This window comes from Pseudomonadota bacterium, assembly GCA_040752895.1.
Lineage (GTDB): Bacteria > Pseudomonadota > Alphaproteobacteria.
Genome location: JBFMHN010000002.1, coordinates 413,005 through 432,196 on the forward strand (window position 1 = coordinate 413,005; position 19,192 = coordinate 432,196).

Annotated in this window: 20 protein-coding genes; 10 read left to right on the forward strand and 10 right to left on the reverse strand. The window is 65.3% G+C overall.

Annotation, left to right across the window (positions count from 1 at the left end; all coding sequences use genetic code 11):
- Nucleotides 1-25 precede the first annotated feature (25 nt).
- A complete protein-coding gene (locus AB1781_05860) occupies nucleotides 26-832 on the reverse strand; it encodes a class I SAM-dependent methyltransferase (GenBank protein ID MEW5704098.1) in 807 nt (268 codons plus the stop codon).
- Between the two features lie 48 nt (nucleotides 833-880).
- Between AB1781_05860 and mutM the strand changes: the two genes are divergently transcribed.
- The 4 genes from mutM (at nucleotide 881) to rpsT (ending at nucleotide 3,271) form a co-directional block, all read left to right on the forward strand.
- Nucleotides 881-1,711, forward strand: coding sequence for a bifunctional DNA-formamidopyrimidine glycosylase/DNA-(apurinic or apyrimidinic site) lyase (gene mutM, locus AB1781_05865; protein ID MEW5704099.1), 831 nt, complete (start codon nucleotides 881-883; stop codon nucleotides 1,709-1,711).
- A gap of 12 nt (nucleotides 1,712-1,723) precedes the next feature.
- Nucleotides 1,724-2,122: a hypothetical protein gene (locus AB1781_05870; protein MEW5704100.1), complete on the forward strand. Its 399-nt coding sequence runs from the start codon at nucleotides 1,724-1,726 to the stop codon at nucleotides 2,120-2,122.
- A gap of 39 nt (nucleotides 2,123-2,161) precedes the next feature.
- Nucleotides 2,162-2,935: an enoyl-CoA hydratase-related protein gene (locus tag AB1781_05875; GenBank protein ID MEW5704101.1), complete on the forward strand. Its 774-nt coding sequence runs from the start codon at nucleotides 2,162-2,164 to the stop codon at nucleotides 2,933-2,935.
- 75 nt (nucleotides 2,936-3,010) lie between these two features.
- On the forward strand, nucleotides 3,011-3,271 hold the full coding sequence (gene rpsT, locus AB1781_05880; protein MEW5704102.1) for a 30S ribosomal protein S20: 261 nt from the start codon (nucleotides 3,011-3,013) through the stop codon (nucleotides 3,269-3,271).
- A gap of 61 nt (nucleotides 3,272-3,332) precedes the next feature.
- Here the strand turns inward: rpsT and AB1781_05885 are convergent, their stop codons facing one another.
- On the reverse strand, nucleotides 3,333-3,566 hold the full coding sequence (locus AB1781_05885) for a hypothetical protein (protein ID MEW5704103.1): 234 nt from the start codon (nucleotides 3,564-3,566) through the stop codon (nucleotides 3,333-3,335).
- Between the two features lie 217 nt (nucleotides 3,567-3,783).
- On the opposite strand from AB1781_05885, the gene dnaA reads away from it, so the two are divergent.
- The 4 genes from dnaA (at nucleotide 3,784) to gyrB (ending at nucleotide 10,179) form a co-directional block, all read left to right on the forward strand.
- The gene (gene dnaA, locus AB1781_05890; protein MEW5704104.1) at nucleotides 3,784-5,187 is read left to right on the forward strand and encodes a chromosomal replication initiator protein DnaA; all 1,404 of its coding nucleotides are present in this window, start codon (nucleotides 3,784-3,786) and stop codon (nucleotides 5,185-5,187) included.
- 214 nt (nucleotides 5,188-5,401) lie between these two features.
- Nucleotides 5,402-6,520 carry a DNA polymerase III subunit beta gene (gene dnaN, locus AB1781_05895; GenBank protein ID MEW5704105.1) on the forward strand — a complete coding sequence of 373 codons (1,119 nt, stop codon included), beginning with the start codon at nucleotides 5,402-5,404 and terminating at the stop codon, nucleotides 6,518-6,520.
- Nucleotides 6,521-6,534: 14 nt separating this feature from the next.
- Entirely contained in the window at nucleotides 6,535-7,707 is a 1,173-nt protein-coding gene (gene recF, locus AB1781_05900) for a DNA replication/repair protein RecF (protein MEW5704106.1), read from the forward strand.
- A gap of 21 nt (nucleotides 7,708-7,728) precedes the next feature.
- Nucleotides 7,729-10,179, forward strand: a complete 2,451-nt coding sequence (gene gyrB / locus AB1781_05905) for a DNA topoisomerase (ATP-hydrolyzing) subunit B (GenBank protein ID MEW5704107.1) — start codon at nucleotides 7,729-7,731, stop codon at nucleotides 10,177-10,179.
- A gap of 11 nt (nucleotides 10,180-10,190) precedes the next feature.
- Here the strand turns inward: gyrB and AB1781_05910 are convergent, their stop codons facing one another.
- Both AB1781_05910 and cobA read right to left on the reverse strand, forming a co-directional pair.
- Nucleotides 10,191-10,781 carry an SCO family protein gene (locus AB1781_05910; GenBank protein MEW5704108.1) on the reverse strand — a complete coding sequence of 197 codons (591 nt, stop codon included), beginning with the start codon at nucleotides 10,779-10,781 and terminating at the stop codon, nucleotides 10,191-10,193.
- Nucleotides 10,778-11,608: a uroporphyrinogen-III C-methyltransferase gene (gene cobA / locus AB1781_05915; GenBank protein ID MEW5704109.1), complete on the reverse strand. Its 831-nt coding sequence runs from the start codon at nucleotides 11,606-11,608 to the stop codon at nucleotides 10,778-10,780. The genes AB1781_05910 and cobA overlap by 4 nt, the downstream gene beginning before the upstream one ends.
- A gap of 125 nt (nucleotides 11,609-11,733) precedes the next feature.
- On the opposite strand from cobA, the gene AB1781_05920 reads away from it, so the two are divergent.
- Entirely contained in the window at nucleotides 11,734-12,831 is a 1,098-nt protein-coding gene (locus AB1781_05920) for an ankyrin repeat domain-containing protein (protein MEW5704110.1), read from the forward strand.
- Here the strand turns inward: AB1781_05920 and AB1781_05925 are convergent.
- Complete coding sequence (locus tag AB1781_05925) at nucleotides 12,828-13,595, reverse strand: sirohydrochlorin chelatase (protein ID MEW5704111.1); 768 nt, start codon at nucleotides 13,593-13,595, stop codon at nucleotides 12,828-12,830. The two genes, AB1781_05920 and AB1781_05925, sit on opposite strands and share 4 nt — an antisense overlap.
- A gap of 69 nt (nucleotides 13,596-13,664) precedes the next feature.
- Here AB1781_05925 and AB1781_05930 point away from each other — a divergent pair, with 69 nt between their 5' ends.
- The gene (locus AB1781_05930; protein ID MEW5704112.1) at nucleotides 13,665-14,645 is read left to right on the forward strand and encodes a cobalamin biosynthesis protein; all 981 of its coding nucleotides are present in this window, start codon (nucleotides 13,665-13,667) and stop codon (nucleotides 14,643-14,645) included.
- Here AB1781_05930 and AB1781_05935 read toward each other — a convergent pair.
- From AB1781_05935 to AB1781_05955, 5 genes are all read right to left on the reverse strand, one after another.
- Complete coding sequence (locus AB1781_05935) at nucleotides 14,633-16,105, reverse strand: cobyric acid synthase (GenBank protein MEW5704113.1); 1,473 nt, start codon at nucleotides 16,103-16,105, stop codon at nucleotides 14,633-14,635. The two genes, AB1781_05930 and AB1781_05935, sit on opposite strands and share 13 nt — an antisense overlap.
- A gap of 22 nt (nucleotides 16,106-16,127) precedes the next feature.
- Complete coding sequence (locus AB1781_05940; protein ID MEW5704114.1) at nucleotides 16,128-16,847, reverse strand: lipid-binding SYLF domain-containing protein; 720 nt, start codon at nucleotides 16,845-16,847, stop codon at nucleotides 16,128-16,130.
- 13 nt (nucleotides 16,848-16,860) lie between these two features.
- Nucleotides 16,861-17,502: a histidine phosphatase family protein gene (locus tag AB1781_05945; protein ID MEW5704115.1), complete on the reverse strand. Its 642-nt coding sequence runs from the start codon at nucleotides 17,500-17,502 to the stop codon at nucleotides 16,861-16,863.
- Between the two features lie 118 nt (nucleotides 17,503-17,620).
- On the reverse strand, nucleotides 17,621-18,433 hold the full coding sequence (locus AB1781_05950) for an ABC transporter permease (protein MEW5704116.1): 813 nt from the start codon (nucleotides 18,431-18,433) through the stop codon (nucleotides 17,621-17,623).
- Nucleotides 18,433-19,185 carry an ABC transporter ATP-binding protein gene (locus AB1781_05955; GenBank protein ID MEW5704117.1) on the reverse strand — a complete coding sequence of 251 codons (753 nt, stop codon included), beginning with the start codon at nucleotides 19,183-19,185 and terminating at the stop codon, nucleotides 18,433-18,435. Before AB1781_05955 ends, AB1781_05950 begins: the two co-directional genes overlap by 1 nt.
- Between the last annotated feature and the right edge of the window lie 7 nt (nucleotides 19,186-19,192).

A 19,192-nucleotide genomic window follows, 5' to 3' on the forward strand; every position in this document is an offset into this window, starting at 1 on the left:
TGCGTGGGTTATCCGGGGCTTAGGCCTACACCCGCCAGGCGGAATGGATGGCGGCGATACCGCCGGAAAGGTTGCGCACCTTCACGCGGCCAAGCCCGGCGGCGCGGATTTTTTCGCAAAGCGTCTCTTGATCGGGAAAGCGGCGGATGCTTTCGACCAGGTAGCGGTAGGCTTCCCCGTCCTTGGCGACGATCTCGCCCAAGAGCGGGATGACGCGGAAGGAATAGGCATCGTAAAGTGCGGCCAGGCCAGGGAGGACCACCCGGCTGAATTCGAGGCAGAGGAAATGTCCGCCGGGCTTCAGCACGCGGGCCGCCTCGCCGAGCGCAGCCTCGATCCGGGTCACGTTGCGCAGCCCGAAGGAAATGACGTAGGCGTCAACGCTTTCCGAGGCGATGGGAAGCTTCTCCGCATCCCCCGCCACCCACGCGATGCCGCGCAGGCGGCCGCGATCAAGCGCGCGGTTCCGCCCGACACCAAGCATGGCCGGGTTGCGGTCACAGACGATGGCCTGGGTTTGGGCCTGGACGTGGCCGGTGTCGCGCCGGTCCGCCTCGGCGCTGACGAGAAAACGCCGGGCGATGTCCCCGGTGCCGCCGGCGACATCGAGCAGGCGCATCCCCGGCCGGGGCGCCAGGTGGTCGATGAGGGCGCGCTTCCACAGACGATGCACGCCGCCGCTCATGAGGTCGTTCATGAGGTCATAGCGTTCGGCGACGCGGGCGAAGACGGCATCCACCAGAGTCGTCTTTTCCGCCGCCGGGACCCGGCGGAAACCGAAATCAACCGTCTCCGGCGCGGGCGTGGGCGGGTCCTGGTTTTTCAGTGTCATGCTGGGCCCGAGGATAGCGGAGGCCTTGGGAAGGCGCTACCTTGGGTCATGCCGGAACTGCCGGAAGTCGAGACCGTTCGCCTTGGCCTGCGGCCCCATCTCGAGGGGCGGCGGATCGCCCGCGTCGTCGTTCGCCGCGGGGATCTGCGCGTGCCCTTGCCGCCTTCCTTCGCGGCCCGTCTCGAGGGAAAGCGCGTCCACACACTTGGCCGGCGCGGCAAGTATCTGCTGTGGCACCTCGAGGACGGGACCGTTCTCATCCAGCATCTCGGCATGTCGGGCCGGCTTTCCATCCTCGAAGGCGAAGCGCCGCCGCCCGGACCCCACGACCATCTCGATTTCGAGATCGCGGCGGGCCCGGTGATCCGCTTTCGCGACCCCCGGCGCTTCGGGCTTTGCGCCCTCGGCGTCGAGGCAGGCCTCGCCACCCACCCGCTGTTCAAGGCGATGGGGCCGGACCCCCTGGAACCGGGCTTCGCGGGGGATGCCATCGCGGCGCGGCTTCACGGCCGGCAGGGGCCGATCAAGACGGTCCTCCTCGACCAGCACGTGGTGGCCGGTCTTGGCAACATCTATGTGTGCGAAAGCCTCTATTGGGCAGGGTTTTCGCCACGGCGCGGAGCCGCCTCCGTCCGCGGGCGCCGCGCCGAACGCCTGGCCGGGGCCATCCGCGAGGTGTTGACGCGGGCGATCGCCGCCGGCGGGTCCTCGCTCAAGGACCATGCGCGGCCTTCTGGCGAACTCGGCTATTTTCAGCACCACTTCGCGGTCTATGATCGGGAAGGCGCGCCCTGTCCGGCCTGCGATTGCGGGGCGGGCGTGCGGCGGATTCGCCAGGCGGGGCGTTCGACGTTCTATTGTTCGAAACGCCAGCGATAGGAAAAGGGCCGGATGGCGCAAAGACGGGCGACGGGGTGGAGGAAGCGGGGCGTGCGGCTTGCCGGGTGGCTGCTGCTCGGGTTCTTGTCGCTTGGGCCGGTGCGCGCGGCGGCCGACGAGGCCTCGCCCGCCTATCTGCGCGCCATCGACGATCTTCCCCTGATGCCGAAGCTGGCCGAGGTGGAAGACGAAGGGGTCGTCTTCGACAAGCCGATGGGGCGCATCGTGATTTCCCTGGCGCAAGGCGAGGTGGGGGAAGCGGAGGTCGCGGCCTTCTATGCGGCGACCCTGCCCCAGCTCGGCTGGACGCCGGAAGGTAAGACCACCTTTCGCCGCGAGGGCGAGGTGCTGCGCATCACCTTCGAGGGCCGCGCCCCCTTGCTGGTTCGATTTTCGCTTTCCCCCGACTAAACAAGATCGTTCCCGGACAGAAACGAACAGGAGCAGCCTATGGCATATGAGAACATTCTCGTGGAGACGCGCGGCCGCGTCGGCCTCATCACCCTGAACCGGCCGAAAGCCCTCAACGCGCTTTGCGACGCCTTGGTCGGCGAGGTGGGCGAGGCCCTGGAAACCTTCCGGGCGGACGACAACGTCGGCGCGGTCGTGTTCACGGGCAGCGAGAAGGCTTTCGCCGCCGGCGCCGACATCAAGGAAATTCGTCGGATGACCGCCATCGAGGCGCACGAACGCACCTTCACGTACAACTGGGAGTGCGTCGCCCGTTTCAACAAGCCGACGATCGCGGCGGTGGCTGGCTATGCCCTTGGCGGCGGGTTCGAGATCGCGCTCATGTGCGACATTCTGATCGTCGCCGATAACGCGAAACTGGGCTTGCCGGAAATCACGATCGGCACGATTCCGGGCGCCGGCGGCACCCAGCGGCTGACGCGCGCCATCGGCAAGTCGAAGGCGATGGAGATGTGCCTGACCGGGAGAATGATGGGGGCCGAGGAGGCCGAGCGGACCGGGCTCGCCTGCCGGGTCGTGCCGCTGGCCTCCCTGATCGAGGAGGCGGTGGCCCTGGGCGGGAAGATCGCCGCGCTTTCGCTGCCGGTGACGCGGATCGCGAAGGAGGCGGTGAACGCGGCCTTCGAAACCACCCTGAAAACCGGCCTTCAAGTCGAACATCGCCTCTTCAACCTGACCTTCGCGACGGAGGATCGCGAGGAAGGAATGGCCGCCTTCGTTGACAAGCGAAGCCCGGCCTGGAAGCACCGCTAGATCTGGTCGGCCTTGACGTTTGGCCCAGCTTGACGCTATAAACCCGACCCCACCGAGAGGAATCGGATTTTTCCCATGGCGACGACGAAATCGGCAAAAAAGAGCACGCGCCAGATGGCGAAGCGCACGGAAGTGAACCGCGCGCGGCGGACGCGTATCCGCACCTTCCTGAAGAAGGTCGAAACGGCTACGGCAAGCGGCGACAAGGAAGCGGCGGCGGCGGCCCTGCGTGCGGCGCAGCCGGAAATCATGCGCGGCGTCACGAAGGGCGTGCTGAAGAAGAATACCGCGGCGCGCAAGCTCTCGCGTCTCAGCGCAAGAATCAAAGCGCTTTAACTTAAAATTTTATCGTTTGGTTTGTGTGGGCGCCTGATTTTTTGCGATCGGGCGGCACAGTTTACCGCCTGTCGCGCGCGAAAATTTTTCTCCGAGTTCCCCTTTCGGTCGGCTTGCCAAGACGGGCAAGTGTGGCTAGTCTTGTTTCTTCTTCGCGGGGGTGTTGCGGCTGCGGATTAAGCGAACGCACCGCCTTCGCGTCGAAGTTTTCGGAGAGAAATTTAAACAGCGCATTCGGGAAAACTTTTTCAGTCGTTTTGAAGTTTTCCGCGAACAAAATTTTACGTTCGGGCATCAAGGCAAACGCAATTGCCTGATGAACCGGGGGGTCGTTTTCAGGGAGAGGGCATGTCGCTTAGGGCGAAGCAGAAGGCATGGCTCGCACGCGCCGCGCGGCGGCAGAAAACGCCGGCGGGCATCGCGGCCTTACCGCCCCGGCGCACCTTCCTAGAAGCAGCGCTTAACAGCCTGGGATTTCATACATTTCTGTCTTTTCCGGCGGGGGATGGTCGATGAACCAGAGTCCCCTTTCCCTGACGCTCGCCACGGAATGGGGCGGCGTTCGCAAGCGGCTTGAAACGGAGTTTGGCGAGGCAATCTTCAAGAGCTGGCTCGGCCCGCTCGAAGTGGAATCCATCGAGAACGGGACGGTGACGTTTTCCGTGCCGACCCGTTTTATGCGCGACTGGATTCAATCGAAATACGCCGAGCGCATCCGCGAGCTTTGGCAGACCGAAAACCATGACCTGCGCAAGATTGATTTCATCGTTCGGGGCTTGCGCGGGAAACCGGCAGAAAAGGAAGTGGACGCCGAGCGGGTGGCGGCCGAAGCCGGAATCGCCGTCGAAAGCGTGAACCTGCCGTCCGCCGGCCGGGCATGGACGCTTGAGGAAGTGGCCGCCCCCCTGGACCCACGCTTCACCTTCGACAACTTCGTCGTCGGCAAGCCGAATGAGCTTGCCCATGCCGCTGCCCGCCGCGTCGTCGAGGCGACGGCGGTGCCCTTCAATCCCCTCTTCCTCTATGGCGGGGTCGGGCTCGGCAAGACCCACCTCATGCACGCCATCGCCTGGTACATCCGCGAGCGCGACCCCTCGCGCAAGGTTGTTTACCTTTCGGCCGAGAAGTTCATGTACCTGTTCATCCGGGCGCTCCGCTTCAAGAATACGATGGCGTTCAAGGATTTGTTCCGTTCCGTCGACGTTCTCATGATCGACGACGTTCAATTCATGGCGGACAAAGAGGCGACACAAGAGGAATTTTTCCATACTTTCAACGCCTTGGTGGACCAGAAGCGCCAGATCATCATTTCCGCCGACAAATCCCCCTCCGATCTCGACCGGCTGGAAGAACGGCTGCGCTCCCGCCTGGGCTGGGGGCTAGTCGCCGACATCCACGCGACGAGCTATGAGCTCCGCCTCGGCATCCTCCATTCGAAGGCGGAGCAGATGGGGTTCGCCGTGCCGACAAAGGTGATGGAATTCCTCGCCAACCGCATCACGTCGAATATCCGCGAACTGGAAGGCGCGCTCACCCGCGTCGTCGCCCATGCGACGCTCGTCGGTCAGGCCATCACCCTTCAAGGCACCCAGGAGGTGCTGCGCGACCTGCTGCGGGCGAATGAGCGCCGGGTCACGATCGAGGAGATCCAGAAACGGGTCGCCGAGCATTTCAATGTCCGGGTTTCGGACATGCATTCGGATCGCCGCGCGCGCGCCGTCGCCAGGCCCAGGCAGGTGGCGATGTATCTGGCCAAGCAGCTGACCCAGCGCTCGCTGCCGGAAATCGGCCGCAAATTCGGCGGCCGGGATCACACAACCGTCATGCATGCTGTCCGCAAGGTGGAGGAATTGCGCCTTTCGGACCCGAGTTTTTCGGAAGACATCGAGCTACTTCGCCGTCTTCTGGAAGGCTGACGGCACTGGCTTGCCGCCGGGCCGAAAAGCGGGCGGTTTTTCGCCCTTTTTTTATCCCCGAAAAGCCGCAAGAAAGCTTCGAAAACCAACGGCTTGTGCTATACTGCGTTGCCGCTTCGGGGTTCCCTCGCGAAGCCGTCCCACCGGGCCGGCGAAAAGCGGGGGGCGCCCCGGCCGGTGCCCGGACAACCGGTTTAAAACGTTCTTGTCGGACATGAAATTTACCATCGAACGCGCGGCGCTTCTCAAGTCCCTGGGGCATATTCAACGCGTCGTCGAACGCCGGACGACGATCCCCATTCTTTCCAACGTTCTCTTCTCCGCCGAAAAGGGGCGCCTGCATTTGACGGCGACGGACATGGATTTGGCGGTGATCGAAACGCTGGCGGCGGAGGTCACGGACAAGGGCCAGGCGACAGCACCTGCGCACACGCTTTACGACATCGTGCGCAAATTGCCAGAGGGCGCCCAGGTCGCCTTCGATTACGAGACGAAGACGGCGCGCTTGAATCTCGCCGCCGGACGGTCGCGTTTCGCGCTGAGCACGCTGCCGGTTGAGGAATTTCCCGCCATCGCCGGGGACAAGTTTTCCCACCGCTTCGGGCTGCCGGCGGCGGACCTTCGCAACCTCCTGGACCACACGAGCTTCGCCATTTCAACGGAGGAGACGCGCTATTACCTGAACGGCATCTTCCTGCATACGGCCAAGCGCGGAAACGTCGAGATGCTGCGGGCGGTGGCGACGGACGGCCACCGGCTGGCCCAGGTCGAGATGCCGATCCCGGAAGGGGCGGCCGGCATGCCCGGCGTCATCCTGCCGAGAAAGGCGGTGCTTGAGCTCGGCAAGCTGATGGAAGAGGCAACGGCAGCGGTCGAAGTCGAGCTTTCGGATACCCGCGTACGCTTCACCGTAGGGTCGGCGGTGCTCACCTCGAAGCTCATCGACGGCACCTTTCCGGACTACGAGCGCGTCATCCCGACCAAGAACGATAAGGCGATGGTTGTAAACCGCCAGGAATTTGCGGCGGCCGTCGACCGGGTCTCGACCATCTCGATCGAAAAATCGCGGGCTGTGAAGCTGGCCTTGGCGCCGGGCAAGCTGATGCTTTCGGCAAGCTCGGAGGAAAGCGGCACGTCCTCCGAGGAACTGGCGGTGAAATACGACGCCGACCCGGTCGAGATCGGCTTCAACGCCCGCTATCTTCTCGACATCACCCAGCAGATCGAAGGCGAAGGCATCGAATTGAAGTTCGCCGACGCCAGCTCGCCGACTCTCGTGCGGGATCTGGCCGACGGCAACGCGCTCTACGTTCTGATGCCGATGCGCGTATGAGGGCGGGCGCGCTCATGACCCCGGACATGCTCGCCTCGGCGCGAAGCACCGGGGTGTCGGCGGTGCTTCGCCTCGTTCTCACGGAATTCCGGAACTACGCCTCGCTCCGGCTTTCCTTGAACGCCTCGCCCGTCGTGCTGACCGGGCCGAACGGGTCGGGCAAGACCAACCTTTTGGAAGCGCTGTCCCTGCTCGTGCCGGGCCGCGGCCTGCGCCGGGCCAGGATCGCCGAGCTTGGCCGCCACCTTTCGCCGGCGTTCGCCGCCTGGGCGGTCGCCATCGGCGTCCAGACCCCGGAAGGACCCGCGGAAATCGGTATCGGCCGCGACCCGCAGGCGGCGGAAAAGGGACGCGAACGCCGCCTGCTTCGGATCAATGGGCGCGATCCGCGAAGCCAGGCGGCGCTGGGCGGGGTGTTGCGGGCAAGCTGGCTTACGCCGGAAATGGACCGGATTTTTCTGGAAGGCCCCGGCGGGCGCCGGCGCTTCCTGGATCGGCTGGCCTATGGTTTCGATGCCGCCCATGCCACGCGCCTGGCCGACTATACGCGCGCGATGCGCGAGCGCACCCGCCTGCTTGAAGAAGAAACGGCCGATACCGGCTGGCTGGTGGCGCTTGAGGAAACGATGGCGGAAAACGGTGCCGCGATCGCCGCTACGCGACGTGACTATCTGCACCAGGTCAGCGCTGCCGTGGCCGAGGCGACGGGGCCCTTCCCGGGCGCCGCCTTAAGCCTTCGCGGGACGCTGGAGGCGTGGCTTGAAGAGGCCGATGCCGCCGCCGTCGCCTTGCGCTTTCGAGCCCGACTCCAGGCGCTGAGGGCCCGCGACCGGGCGGCCGGCCTGGCGACCGAGGGGCCGCATCGGAGCGACCTTCGCGTCCATCACCTGGTCAAGGGGATGCCGGCTGCAACCTGTTCGACGGGCGAGCAGAAGGCGCTCCTGATCGCGATCTTGCTGGCCGACGCCCGGCTGCAAACGGCTCGCCGCGGTTCGCCGCCGCTTCTTCTTCTGGACGAGGTGGCGGCGCATCTGGACGCCATCCGGGTGAAGGCGCTTTTCGAGGCGATCGCGGGCTTGGGTGCCCAGGCTTGGGTAACGGGAACCGACGCCGCCCTTTTTTGGCCGCTGCAGGGGCGCGCCCAGTTCTTCCGCGTCCTCGAAGGCGCGGTCATCGCTGAGGGGTAAGGGGTGGAAAGCAGCCAAGCGATGGATCAGACGGTGGAAAAGTCAAAGAAGCTGAAAACCGGGCCGGATCAGGAATACGGCGCCGAATCGATTAAGGTCCTGCGCGGCCTCGACGCCGTCCGCAAGCGGCCGGGCATGTATATCGGCGACACCGAGGACGGCACCGGCCTCCACCACATGATCTACGAGGTCGTCGACAACGCCATCGACGAGGCGCTGGCGGGGTACTGCGATCGCATCGAGATCGTCTTGCGGGACGACGGTTCCGTCCGGGTCGCCGACAACGGCCGCGGCGTTCCCGTCGGCATCCACAAGGAAGAGGGCGTGTCGGCGGCCGAGGTCATCATGACTCACCTGCATGCCGGCGGGAAATTCGACCAGAATTCCTACAAGGTTTCCGGCGGGCTGCACGGCGTTGGCGTCTCTGTCGTGAACGCGCTTTCCGAGTGGCTGGAGATGCGTATCTGGCGGCAGGGAAAAGAACATTTCATGCGCTTTAAGGACGGCGTGCCGGAAGCGCCGCTGGCCGAGACCGGTCCCGCCGGGGAACGGACCGGCACGGAAGTCACCTTCCTGCCGTCGCCGGCCACCTTCTCGATGCGGGAGTTCGACTTCTCGACGATCGAACACCGGCTGCGGGAACTCGCGTTCCTTAATTCCGGCATCACCATACGACTCGTGGATGCGCGGAGCGCGGAAGAAAAAAGCGTCGAATTTCACTACAAAGGCGGGCTTGAGGCCTTCCTAGGCTATCTTGACCAGTCGAAAACGCCGATTCACACGCCGCCGATCCTCGTGCGTGCCACGCGGGACCGCACGGAGGTCGAGATCGCGCTGCAGTGGACGGACAGCTACCACGAAAACATGCTGTGCTTCACGAACAACATCCCCCAGCGCGACGGCGGCACGCATCTGGCGGGGTTTCGCGCGGCGTTGACCCGAACGATCAACGCCTACGCCCAGGAAAGCGGCGTCCAGAAGAAGGAACGCATCGCGCTTACCGGCGACGACGCGCGGGAAGGGCTCACCTGTGTCCTCTCCGTCAAGGTGCCGGATCCGAAGTTTTCCTCCCAGACGAAAGACAAGCTGGTTTCCTCCGAGGTCCGCACGGTCGTCGAAGGCGTCTTCGGAGACGGGCTTTCCCAATGGCTGGGGGAGCATCCGGTTGAGGCGAAGAAAATCGTCGCCAAAATCTTCGAAGCGGCCGTTGCGCGGGAGGCGGCGCGCAAGGCGCGGGAATTCACCCGCCGGAAAGGCGCCCTCGATATCTCCTCGCTGCCCGGAAAACTCGCCGATTGCCAGGAGCGCGACCCGAAGAAAAGCGAGCTTTTCATCGTCGAGGGAGATTCGGCGGGCGGTTCCGCGAAACAGGCGCGCGACCGGGCGTGCCAGGCAATCCTGCCACTGCGCGGGAAAATCCTGAACGTCGAGCGCGCGCGGTTCGACCGCATGCTTGCCTCGGCCGAGATTGGCACGCTCATTTCCGCCATCGGCACCGGCATCGGGCGGGATGACTTCAACATCGAAAAGGCGCGCTACCACAAAATCATCATCATGACGGACGCCGACGTGGACGGCAGCCACATCCGCACCCTCCTGCTCACGTTCTTCTACCGTCAAATGCCGGAGGTCATCGAGCGTGGCTATCTCTACATCGCGCAGCCGCCGCTCTATCGCGTTCGCCGGGGCAATTCCTCGATCTACCTGAAGGATGACCGCCAACTGGAGGATCACCTCGTCTCGACCGGTCTTGAGGACGTGGTTTTGGTTTTGAGCGACGGGTCCGAGCACGCCGGCCCCGACCTTCGCGCCATCGTCGAGGAGGCGCGCGTCGTCAATCACCTGATCGAGCCGGTGGCCCGCCGGGTGGGCAGCCGCGACGCCATCGAGCAAGCGGCGATCTTGGGCGTGCTCAACCGCGATTTCGCGGTCGATCCGGCAACCGCCAGCGAAGCCGCCGCCTATATCGCACGAAGGCTCGACGCGCTCGCCACCGAAACCGAGCGTGGCTGGAATGGCGAGGCGCTTCCGGCCGGCGGCTATTGTTTCTCGCGCACGCTGCGCGGGGTGACGACGCGGCACGAGCTTAGCATTGCGCTCATTCAAAGCGCGGAAGCCCGCCGCTTGGACGAACTTGCCTCGCGCCTGCAGAAAACCTGGGAGCGGCACGCGACCCTTCGCCGGAAGGACGAGGCGAGCACGATTACCGGCCCCGTCTCCCTGGTCGAGGCGGTCACCCGGGCCGGCCGCAAGGGGCTTGCCATTCAGCGCTACAAGGGGCTGGGCGAGATGAACCCGGAGCAATTGTGGGAAACGACGCTCGACACGAACGTCCGCACGCTCCTTCGGGTCAAGGTGAGCCACGCGGACGAGGCCGGGAAGATCTTCTCCACCCTGATGGGCGATGCCGTCGAGCCTCGCCGCGACTTCATCCAGGAAAACGCCCTCAAGGTCGTCAACCTCGACGTCTAGGGCGTTTTTTTCTATTCGAGAAAGCCGCTCATGCCGGCGGCCATCTTCTCGGCGGAATCATCGCTCCGGAAATGGGCAAGGTAACGCCCGTCCGGACTCATGAAGAACAGGATGGCGCTGTGATCGAGGAGGTAGTCCTCGTCCTCGCCCGACTTCGCGTAGTAGACGCGGTAGGCCTTTGCGACGGCGGCGATTTGCTCGTTTGAACCGCTCAGACCGACAAGACGCGGGTGGAAGCTTGAGACGTACTTCCCCATTCTTTCGGGCGTGTCCCGTTCCGGGTCGACCGTGATGAAGATGGGCGTAACTTTTTCTGCCTGCTTGCCCAGCCGGTCGAGCGCGCTGCCCACTGTTTGCAAGGTGATCGGGCAGACGTCCGGGCAAAAAGTGTAGCCGAAGAAGACAAGCAGGTACTGGCCCGGGAAGTCGGCGTTCGTGCGCGTCACCCCTGCCGAATCGAGGAGCGTGAAGGGCCCGCCGATCGGAACGTCCTCTTCTTTTTCTTTTTTCGTTTCCGGCAGGGTCATGAGCAGGAAAAAGCCGAGCGCCAGCACGGCCAGAAAGACGAGCGGCACTTGGGTATGGGGCGGAATCTTCTTCACGGGGTCTTTCCTTTCTCGGCGCGCTTCAGGATAGCATCGTACCAGTTCAGGCGCCGCCGCAAGGTAACGGATTCCCCCACCACGAAAAGAGCGGGCGGTTCGATGCCCCCTTTTGCCGCGTCCGCGGCGGCGTCTCCCAACGTCGTCTCGACGGCGGTTTGTTCCGGTGTTGTCGCCTTGCTCAGGAGAAGTGCCGGCTCCTTCGCCTGCCGCCCGGCCGTGATCAGGCGGCGGGCAAGGGCTTCGAGATTGCCCATCGGCATATAAAAGACAAGCAACGGCGAGCCCTTTACCAAACCTTCCCAGTCCACGTTCTTCGGTAGATCTCCGTCGTCGGCGTGGCCCGTCACGAAGGTGACGGCGGAGTTCATTCCGCGATGGGTGGCCGGCACGCCGGCGTAAGCCATGCCGCCGATCGCCGCCGTGATGCCGGGGACCAGGCGGAAGGGGATGCCGGTTTCGGCCAGGGCCAGCGCCTCCTCGCCGCCGCGGCCGAAGACGAAGGGATCGCCCCCTTTAAGCCGCAGCACGCGCTTGCCTTCTTGCGCATGGCGGATTAGGCGTTTCGAGATGTCGGGTTGCTTCGGACCGGGCCGGCCGCCGCGCTTGCCGGCGTATTCGCGCGAAGCTTTCGGGTTGGCGAGCGTCAGGATCTGCGGGTCCACGAGGGCGTCGTAGACGACGACATCGGCGGTGCGTAGCGCATGCAGCGCAAGCAAGGTGAGCAAGCCAGGGTCTCCAGGGCCGGCGCCGACCAGCCAAACGGACCCGGCCTCGAACTCGGGCAGCGGCAAGGGCCCGGGTGGCGGCAAGGAGGAGTCGTTCATGGGCGCGAGATTACCCCGCCGCCTACGGCGCGAGAAGCCCCTGTGCGGTGCAAGTTCCTTGATGGACCGTTGCATTCCCGGCGGCAGCGGAGGATAAGCGCCGGAACGAAGGGGGAAAGAACCCGATGCCGAAACGCCCGCCCGCTTGCCTGACGCTTCTTTTTCTTGCCGTCTTTTTCGCCACGCCGGCCTCGGTCGGCGCGGTGTCGTGCGGACCGGCCGGCGAAGGTCTCGCCGAGAAGGAAGCCGCCCTCATCTTGGCGGCATGGGCGGGCAAGCTTGACAAGGTGCGCGAGCTGCTCGGCCGCGGTGTTTCTCCAAACGTCACGGACGCGAGCGGGTTCACGCCCCTTGCCCGGGCGGCGGCGGCCGGCCGTCGCGCCACCGTCGAAGCCCTTCTTGCGGCGGGGGCTGACCCGGAACTTTCCTGCCGGCTTGGCGTCACGCCCCTCATGTGGGCGGCGATGCGAAACGAAACCGGCGTCCTTTCGGCGCTGATCGCAGGTGCTGCCGACATCGAGGCGCGCAACTTCGCGGGCTTCAGCGCCTTGATGCTGGCGGCAAGGGCCGGGCATGAGCAAGCCGTCCGGTTTTTGATCGGCAAAGGCGCCAGGCTTGAACACGCGACATGGGAGGGGGAGACCGCCCTTCTCGCCGCCGCCGCCGAGGGCCATCGCGCGGTGGTGGAAGCACTGGTCGAAGCCGGCGCCGACGTCAACCGGCAAAACGTCGAGGGCGAAAGCGTGCTCGCCATGGTCGTGCTGTATGCGGACAGCGCTCTTGTTAAACGCATGCTGGCAAAGGGCGCCGACCCGAACGTCGTCGACGCCGACGGCCGCCCGGTCCTGATTTGGGCGGTGCTGCGCGGCGATTCGGATGTCATCGAAGCGATGCTGGCCAAAGGCGCCGACCCCGGCGTGCACGCCAGCCGGTACGACGACCGCGTCACGCCCCTCATCCTGGCCGCCTGGATGGGAAGGGAGGTCGTCGTTTGCCTCTTGCTCGACCGGGGAGCGCCGGTTGACGCCGAGGATGCAAACGGCGAGACGGCCCTTTTCTGGGCGGCGGCGGTCGGCCATGCGGACATCCTGCGCGCTTTGATCAAAGCCGGAGCTTCCGTCAACCACCGGAACCGTAAGGGCGATACGGCGCTCGCCATCGCCAGGCGGGAAGGCAAGGCGGACGGCGCGCGCGTTCTCAAGGCGGCGGGCGGCAAACCCTAGGCGTTCGCGATCTCGGCGATCCGGTCGCAGGCCGCTTCTTCGAGAAGCGGGTGACCGAAAAGATGCGAAGCGAGAAGCCATTCGACATCGCCATTGGCGGCGGCCACGGCTTCCACTTCCGCGCGGAGCTGCTTCACGAGTTTGCCGGTGAAAAGAAAATAGGGAACGACCACCACGCGCGGCGCACCCGACCGGCGGGCGCGTTCAAGCCCTTCCTTCAAGGTGGGCCGGGCAAGGCCGCTGAAGGCGGCCAGGGTCTCGCCAAAACCGAGTTCGGCCTTGAGCCGGCCGGCGATGGTCGCGGCATCCCTTGCCGCGCCTTCCTCGCGCGCGCCGCGCGCGACGACCAGCAGAAAAGCGTTTTCACGCTCGCCGGCTTTGGTCTTTGCCTCCGCCTCCGCTGCGCGAACGCGATCGGCAAGAAGGCGAAGGAGTTTCTCCTCGACCCCGAAGGCCCGGCCGTAGCGTAGGCGAAGCGCGGGGTGAGCTTGGCCGAAGGCGCGCAGGGCGTTCGGGATGTCGGCTAGGCTGTGGCCGCCTTCGAAAAGGGTGACCGGCAGGGCGAGGATTTCCTGCGCGCCTTCCGCGTGCAGCCGAAAGAGGCCTGCGGCGAGGGTGGGCTCGGCGAATTCGAGGAATCCGTACCCGACCGCTGCGGCGGGGTTGCGGGCGCGCAAGCGGTCCACGAAAGCGATGAACTCCGCAAGCGTTTCCGGGTCCCGGCCGCCATGGCCGCAGAGGAAAATGGCGGGTTGTTTTTTCATGCCTCCGGTCCTGGCGGGGCGCTTACGGCATTGACGGTGCTGGGCTTTTCGCCCCATCTTTGAGACCGCATGCCGATCCCCCTTCCCGGCGGGAGCCCCGACTCCCTGTTTTTCCTGCTGATTGCGCTCGTCGTCAACGCGCTTCTCGGTGGCTTTTCGCTTTCCTTTCTGCGGCCCGTCCACCCGGAGGCGCTGCTTGCGCGCTTGGCCGACGGGTTCGACCGCCGCCTGAATCGGGAGAAGCGCAGCGAACGGAACCGGATTATTCGCGGCGCGCTTGTCGTTCTTCTGCTGACCGGTCTTTCCGTGGCTGCGGGCTTCGTGCTGCTTCGCTACGCGGCGACGATGCCGTTCGGAAGGTATTTCGAAATAGCGCTGCTGGCCGTGCTGATCCCGCAGCGCCAAATCTTCGACGAAGGAAAGAAGCTTGCCAAGGTGCTGAAGGCCGAGCCCTTCGACCCCGCCCAGGCGTCCCTTTCCATGCGTGGTTTCTCGGGCGAGGTTCCGCGAGATGCCCACGCCACAGCGCGTATCGCGATCGAGCGGCTGGCCGGCCGTTTCGGGCAGGACGTCGTGGCGCCCGTTTTCTGGTTCATGCTGCTTGGGCTGCCGGGCGTTTTCTTGAGCCGCGCCGCCCGCCTGCTCGGCGCACGCATCGGCCGGTCGGACGCCCGGCACGAAGCCTTCGGCTTCGCCGCCCGCCGGTTCGACGCCGCCCTTGGCTTTCTGCCGGCGCGGCTGGCGGGGCTTCTTCTGACACTTGCCGCCCTTTTCACGCCGACGGCGAACCCTCTCGCGGCCGGCCGCGCCTTCGCCAGGGAAGGCAAGAAGCATCCGGATTGGAGCGCAGGCCCTGCGGTCGCGGCGGCGGCCGGCGCCCTCGATCTCGCCCTGCTTGGCCCAAAGCCCGGCCGGCCGGCGGGGCAGCCCTGGATCGGCGGCGGCCGGGCGCGGGCGACCTTCCAGGACGCGCGCCGTGCGCTCTATCTTTTCACGGCGGCCGCCCTTCTTCATTTCGGGCTGGTGGCGGGGCTCGCCTACCTCGCCTGAACTTCTTTTGTCTTGGCGCGCGTTCTCGCAAGCTTCAGCAGGCGCTCGATCGCAAGCGTCGCCTCCAGATGATCGGCAAGACGATCGAGCGTTGCCTCGACCTGACGTTCGTAATGCACGCCGCTTGGGGCGCGCGGACGAAGGCGGTGAAGAAAGGCATGGCGAAAGTCATCGCTTGTAAAAAGACCGTGCAGATAAGTGCCGAAAATTTTTCCGTCGGCAGACACCGCCCCTTCCGCCTCGCCCGCCAGTTCGAACCATGGGCGTTGCAGCGCTTCGCCTCTTGAGACGCCGACATGGATTTCGTAGCCGGTGACGGCGTCGCCGCTTGCAACGGCTTTGCCTTCCGTCAGGCGGAGCCGTTTTTCCGGGCCAAGCACTGTCTCGAAGTCGAGGAACCCGAGGCCGGCCTCACGGCCGGCTTTGCCCTCGACGCCGGCCGGGTCGCACACCAGCTTTCCCAGCATCTGGAAGCCGCCGCAGATGCCCAAGATGACACCGCCGCGCGCGCGGTGGGCGCGCAAATCCTCCTCCCACCCTTGCGCCCGCAAGAAACGCAAATCCGCAAGGGTTGCCTTCGTGCCGGGGAGAATGACGAGGTCGGCCTTGCCCATCCGTTCGCCGGGCGGGACGATTTCGATACTCACGTCCGGCTCCGCCAGCAACGGGTCTAGATCGTCGAAATTGGCAAGCCGGGAAAAGGCGGGCACCAGCACCCGGATCTCCCTTCCCGCGCTTTCGCGATAGGCGGCAAGGGGCAGCGAATCCTCGGCCGGCAGACGCTTCGCCTCCGAAAGAAAAGGCACGGTGCCGAAGCAGGGCCAGGCCGTGCGTTTCTCGATGAAACGCACGCCGTCTTCGAAAAGGCTTACGTCGCCGCGGAATTTGTTGATGAGAAAACCCCCGATGCGTCGTCGCTCGCGCGGGGGCAGCACCTCGAACGTGCCGACCAGGGCGGCGATGACGCCGCCGCGCTCAATGTCGCCCGCCAGCACGACCGGCACGTCGGCGGCTTCGGCGAAGCCCATGTTCGCGATGTCGCCTTCGCGCAAATTCACCTCGGCCGGGCTGCCAGCGCCTTCGACAAGGACAAGGTCGGCCGTCGCGGCGAGGTGCGCGAAACTTGCCAGGACGTAGGGCAGAAGGTCCGGTTTTCTACCCTGATAGGCGCGGGCTTCCAGACGGCCCACGGCCTTGCCCTGGACGACGACCTGGGCGGCGGTATCCGTCTCCGGCTTCAAAAGCACCGGGTTCATGTGGAAGCTGGGCTTGATGCCGGCGGCGCGCGCCTGCAGGGCCTGGGCGCGGCCGATCTCGCCGCCCTCGACCGTCACGGCGGCGTTGTTCGACATGTTCTGGGGCTTGAAGGGGCATACGCGAAACCCGCGCCGCGCGAACACGCGGCAAAGCCCCGCCACCAGCAGCGACTTGCCGACGTCCGAGCCGGTCCCCTGGATCATCAGGGCCGGCGCGCGGGCCGCCTTATTTGCCGGCGACGGCTTGGCGGAGCGCATCGGCGCCGGCGTTGTGCACGCTTCTTTCGATGAGGATTTTCCGCGCCGTGGTGCCTTCGCCATAGTAGAGCTGATTCCAGGAATCGCGGCCGTAGATGACGGTGCCTTCGCCCGAGACGCCGCCGAACAACCCGGTCGCCCGCGAGAACGAGACGATGTCGGCGCCGAAACTGGTCGTCGTCGCCCCCTCGATGCCGGCGCCGACCGGGCCCACCGCAAGGCTGGCGTCCGCCCCCAGCTTCATTTCCGTGCGGAGCGTGGAATCCAGCCCCTTGTCGGTCAAGATGACAAGCAGCACCTCCGCGTCCTGGGCGCCGAACTGCAGGCCGAAACTGGCGCCGCCGAGCGTGTAGAAGGCGGGGTAGCTCCACGTGCCGTCGGTGTTCTTGGTGAGAAGGACGCCGTTGCCGCCCTCGCCGCCGAAGAAGAAACCCGCCTTGAAAAGGCTTGGGACGATCAGGATGGCTTTGGCGCGGGCCATGTATTCCGGCACTTTCGAAAAGAGCTCGTCCTTCAGCATCCGCTCGATCGTGTATTTGGACTTGTCGACGAGTTCCTGCTGGTCGGACGCCGCTTGGGCTGGAGCGAGACCCGTCATGAGGAACGCGCATACGAAAAGAAAGACGAAAGACGTTCGGATTCGCTTTGGCATGGGCGTGTTCTCCGCAAGGGTAAAAAGGGGTTGCATGGACCGCCTGCTTTCAGACGGGCTTCAATTGGTTCGGCCGCAGATTGATGCAGCGCACGCGCCATTTTCCACCTTCCGCGCCCGGCTGGGAAGGGTGGGCGTATTCCAGTCGCGTCAGGGAAAGATTGTTGATGTGGAAATAAACGGCCTGCGCCATCTCGCAGCCAAGCGCCAAGCCGATCGCCGCCCGGATCGGCCCCCCGTGTGAGACGGAGACGATATCCCGCCCGGCGAATGCTTCGGTCAGCCGCTCGACGGTGGGAACGACACGTTCGCACATCTGAAGAAAACTTTCGCCGTTCGGCGGGACGACGGCGGGCGGGGTGAACCAGACCGGATGGCCGCCGCTCACTTTCCGAAGCTCGGCGTAGGTCATGCCCTGCCAGTCGCCAAAACTGAGCTCCTGAAGCGATTCCTCGACCTGCCGCGCCACCGGCGCGAAGCCTTGGGCGGATATGGCGTCCGCCGTCTGCATTGTACGGTGCAAGGGGCTCGTGAGGAGAACCGCGTTCGACGGCAAGGCTGCGGCCAGCGCGCGATAGGGCGTGGGATCGCTGGTATCGACGGGAACGTCGATCGTGCTGCCATAGACGCGGCCGTCATGGCCGACCGCGGGCGCGTGCCGCACCCACCACCAGCGCGTCGTTTGCGTCATCCCGCGCGTTCCTTCGGAAAATTCGCCAAGACCGCCCGCCGAAATGCCAAGGGCAACCCCTTTCGTTTCCTTTATAGGGCGGTTCGCCGGCTCCTGCCAATGCCGCCGCGCCGATCGTTCATTCACCGATCTGCAAAAGCAGGCCGCGCACGCGCGCGGCGCGAAAGGCGGCCAGCAGAATGACCCAGCCGGCGCCAAGGTAGAGAAGGTTGAGGCCGACCGCCCAGCCGAAGCTGTCCCAGCGGAAGACGCCTTCGAACATGACGGCCCGCATCCCTTCGAACACGTGGGCGGCGGGCAGCGCATAGGCCGCCGGCTGGAGCCAATCGGGCAGTGCGGCGATCGGGTAGTAGATGCCGCTCAAGGGCGCGATCGCGAAGACGACGAGCCAGGCGAGGCTTTCCGCGCCCAGGCCATACCGCAAGATGGCGGCGGCGACCATGAGGCCGATCGCCCAGCCCAGGACGAGCAGATTGACAAAGAACGCCAGCAGCGGCAACCCCAGCTCGAAGATCGAATAGTGGTAGAGAAGGATCGCGAGAAGGGCGGCAGGGACGACGCCGATCAGCGTGCGCAGAAGGCTGATGCCCAGAAGCGCGGCGATGAACTCCCAAGGCCGCAAGGGGCTCACGAAAAGCTGGCCCAGATTCCGCAACCACATTTCCTCGAGGAAGGAAAGCGAAACGCCGAGCTGGCTTCGGAACAGCACGTCCCACAAAAGTACGGCGGCGATCAGGACGCCGCTTGCCTCGAGCAGCCAGGAACTGTTCGTGAGAAGGAATCGGGTGATCAATCCCCATAGGACCATCTGGACGGTCGGCCAATAGGCAAGTTCGAGGATGCGCGGCCAGGAACCGCGCAGGAGGTATAGGTAGCGAAAGAAAAGCGCCATCGTGCGCCGCCAGGAAAAGGCTGGGTTCGGAAGTTCCATCATGGCGCCTCCGGCCTTTCCCGCGGCGTCCGCTCGCGGGCGATGGCGAGGAAAACCTCTTCCAGCGTTTGCCGGCCATGGCGTTCGATCAGGCCTTGCGGGCTTCCCCGATCGACGATCCGGCCCCGCTGCAGCACAATGACGTCGTCGCAGAGCCGTTCGACCTCCGCCATGTTGTGGGAGGCAAGCAGGAGCGTGGCGCCCGTCTCGCGCCGCGTGCGTTCGAGGTAACCGCGCACCCAGTCCGCCGTCTCGGGGTCGAGGGAGGCGGTCGGTTCGTCGAGCAGCAGCAGCGCAGGCCGGTTGAGGAGCGCCTTCGCCAGCGCCACCCGGGTGCGCTGGCCGGAAGAAAGGCTGCCCATCGGGCGATGGAAGAAGTCCTTGAGGTCGAGGTCGCGGGCGAGCTCCTCAAGGCGCTCGGACGCCTTGGGGATGCCATAGAGGCGGGCATAGACGAGCAGGTTCTCGCAAGCCGTCAGGCGCCGCGGTAATTCCACGTAAGGGGAGGAGAAATTCATCTTCGGCAGGACGCGGTAGCGGTGGTTGCGCATGTCGCAACCCAAAACGACCGCCCGCCCGCCGGTGGGCAGCAGAAGGCCCAGCAGGATCGCGAGCGTGGTCGTCTTGCCGGCGCCGTTGCCGCCCAGAAGCGCCGTCGTGGTGCCGGTTTTCACGGCAAAACTGATACCGTCCACGGCGGGGATCGCGCCAAAACGCTTGGTGAGGTTTTCAACCAGGATCGCCGTTTCCATGCCGGCC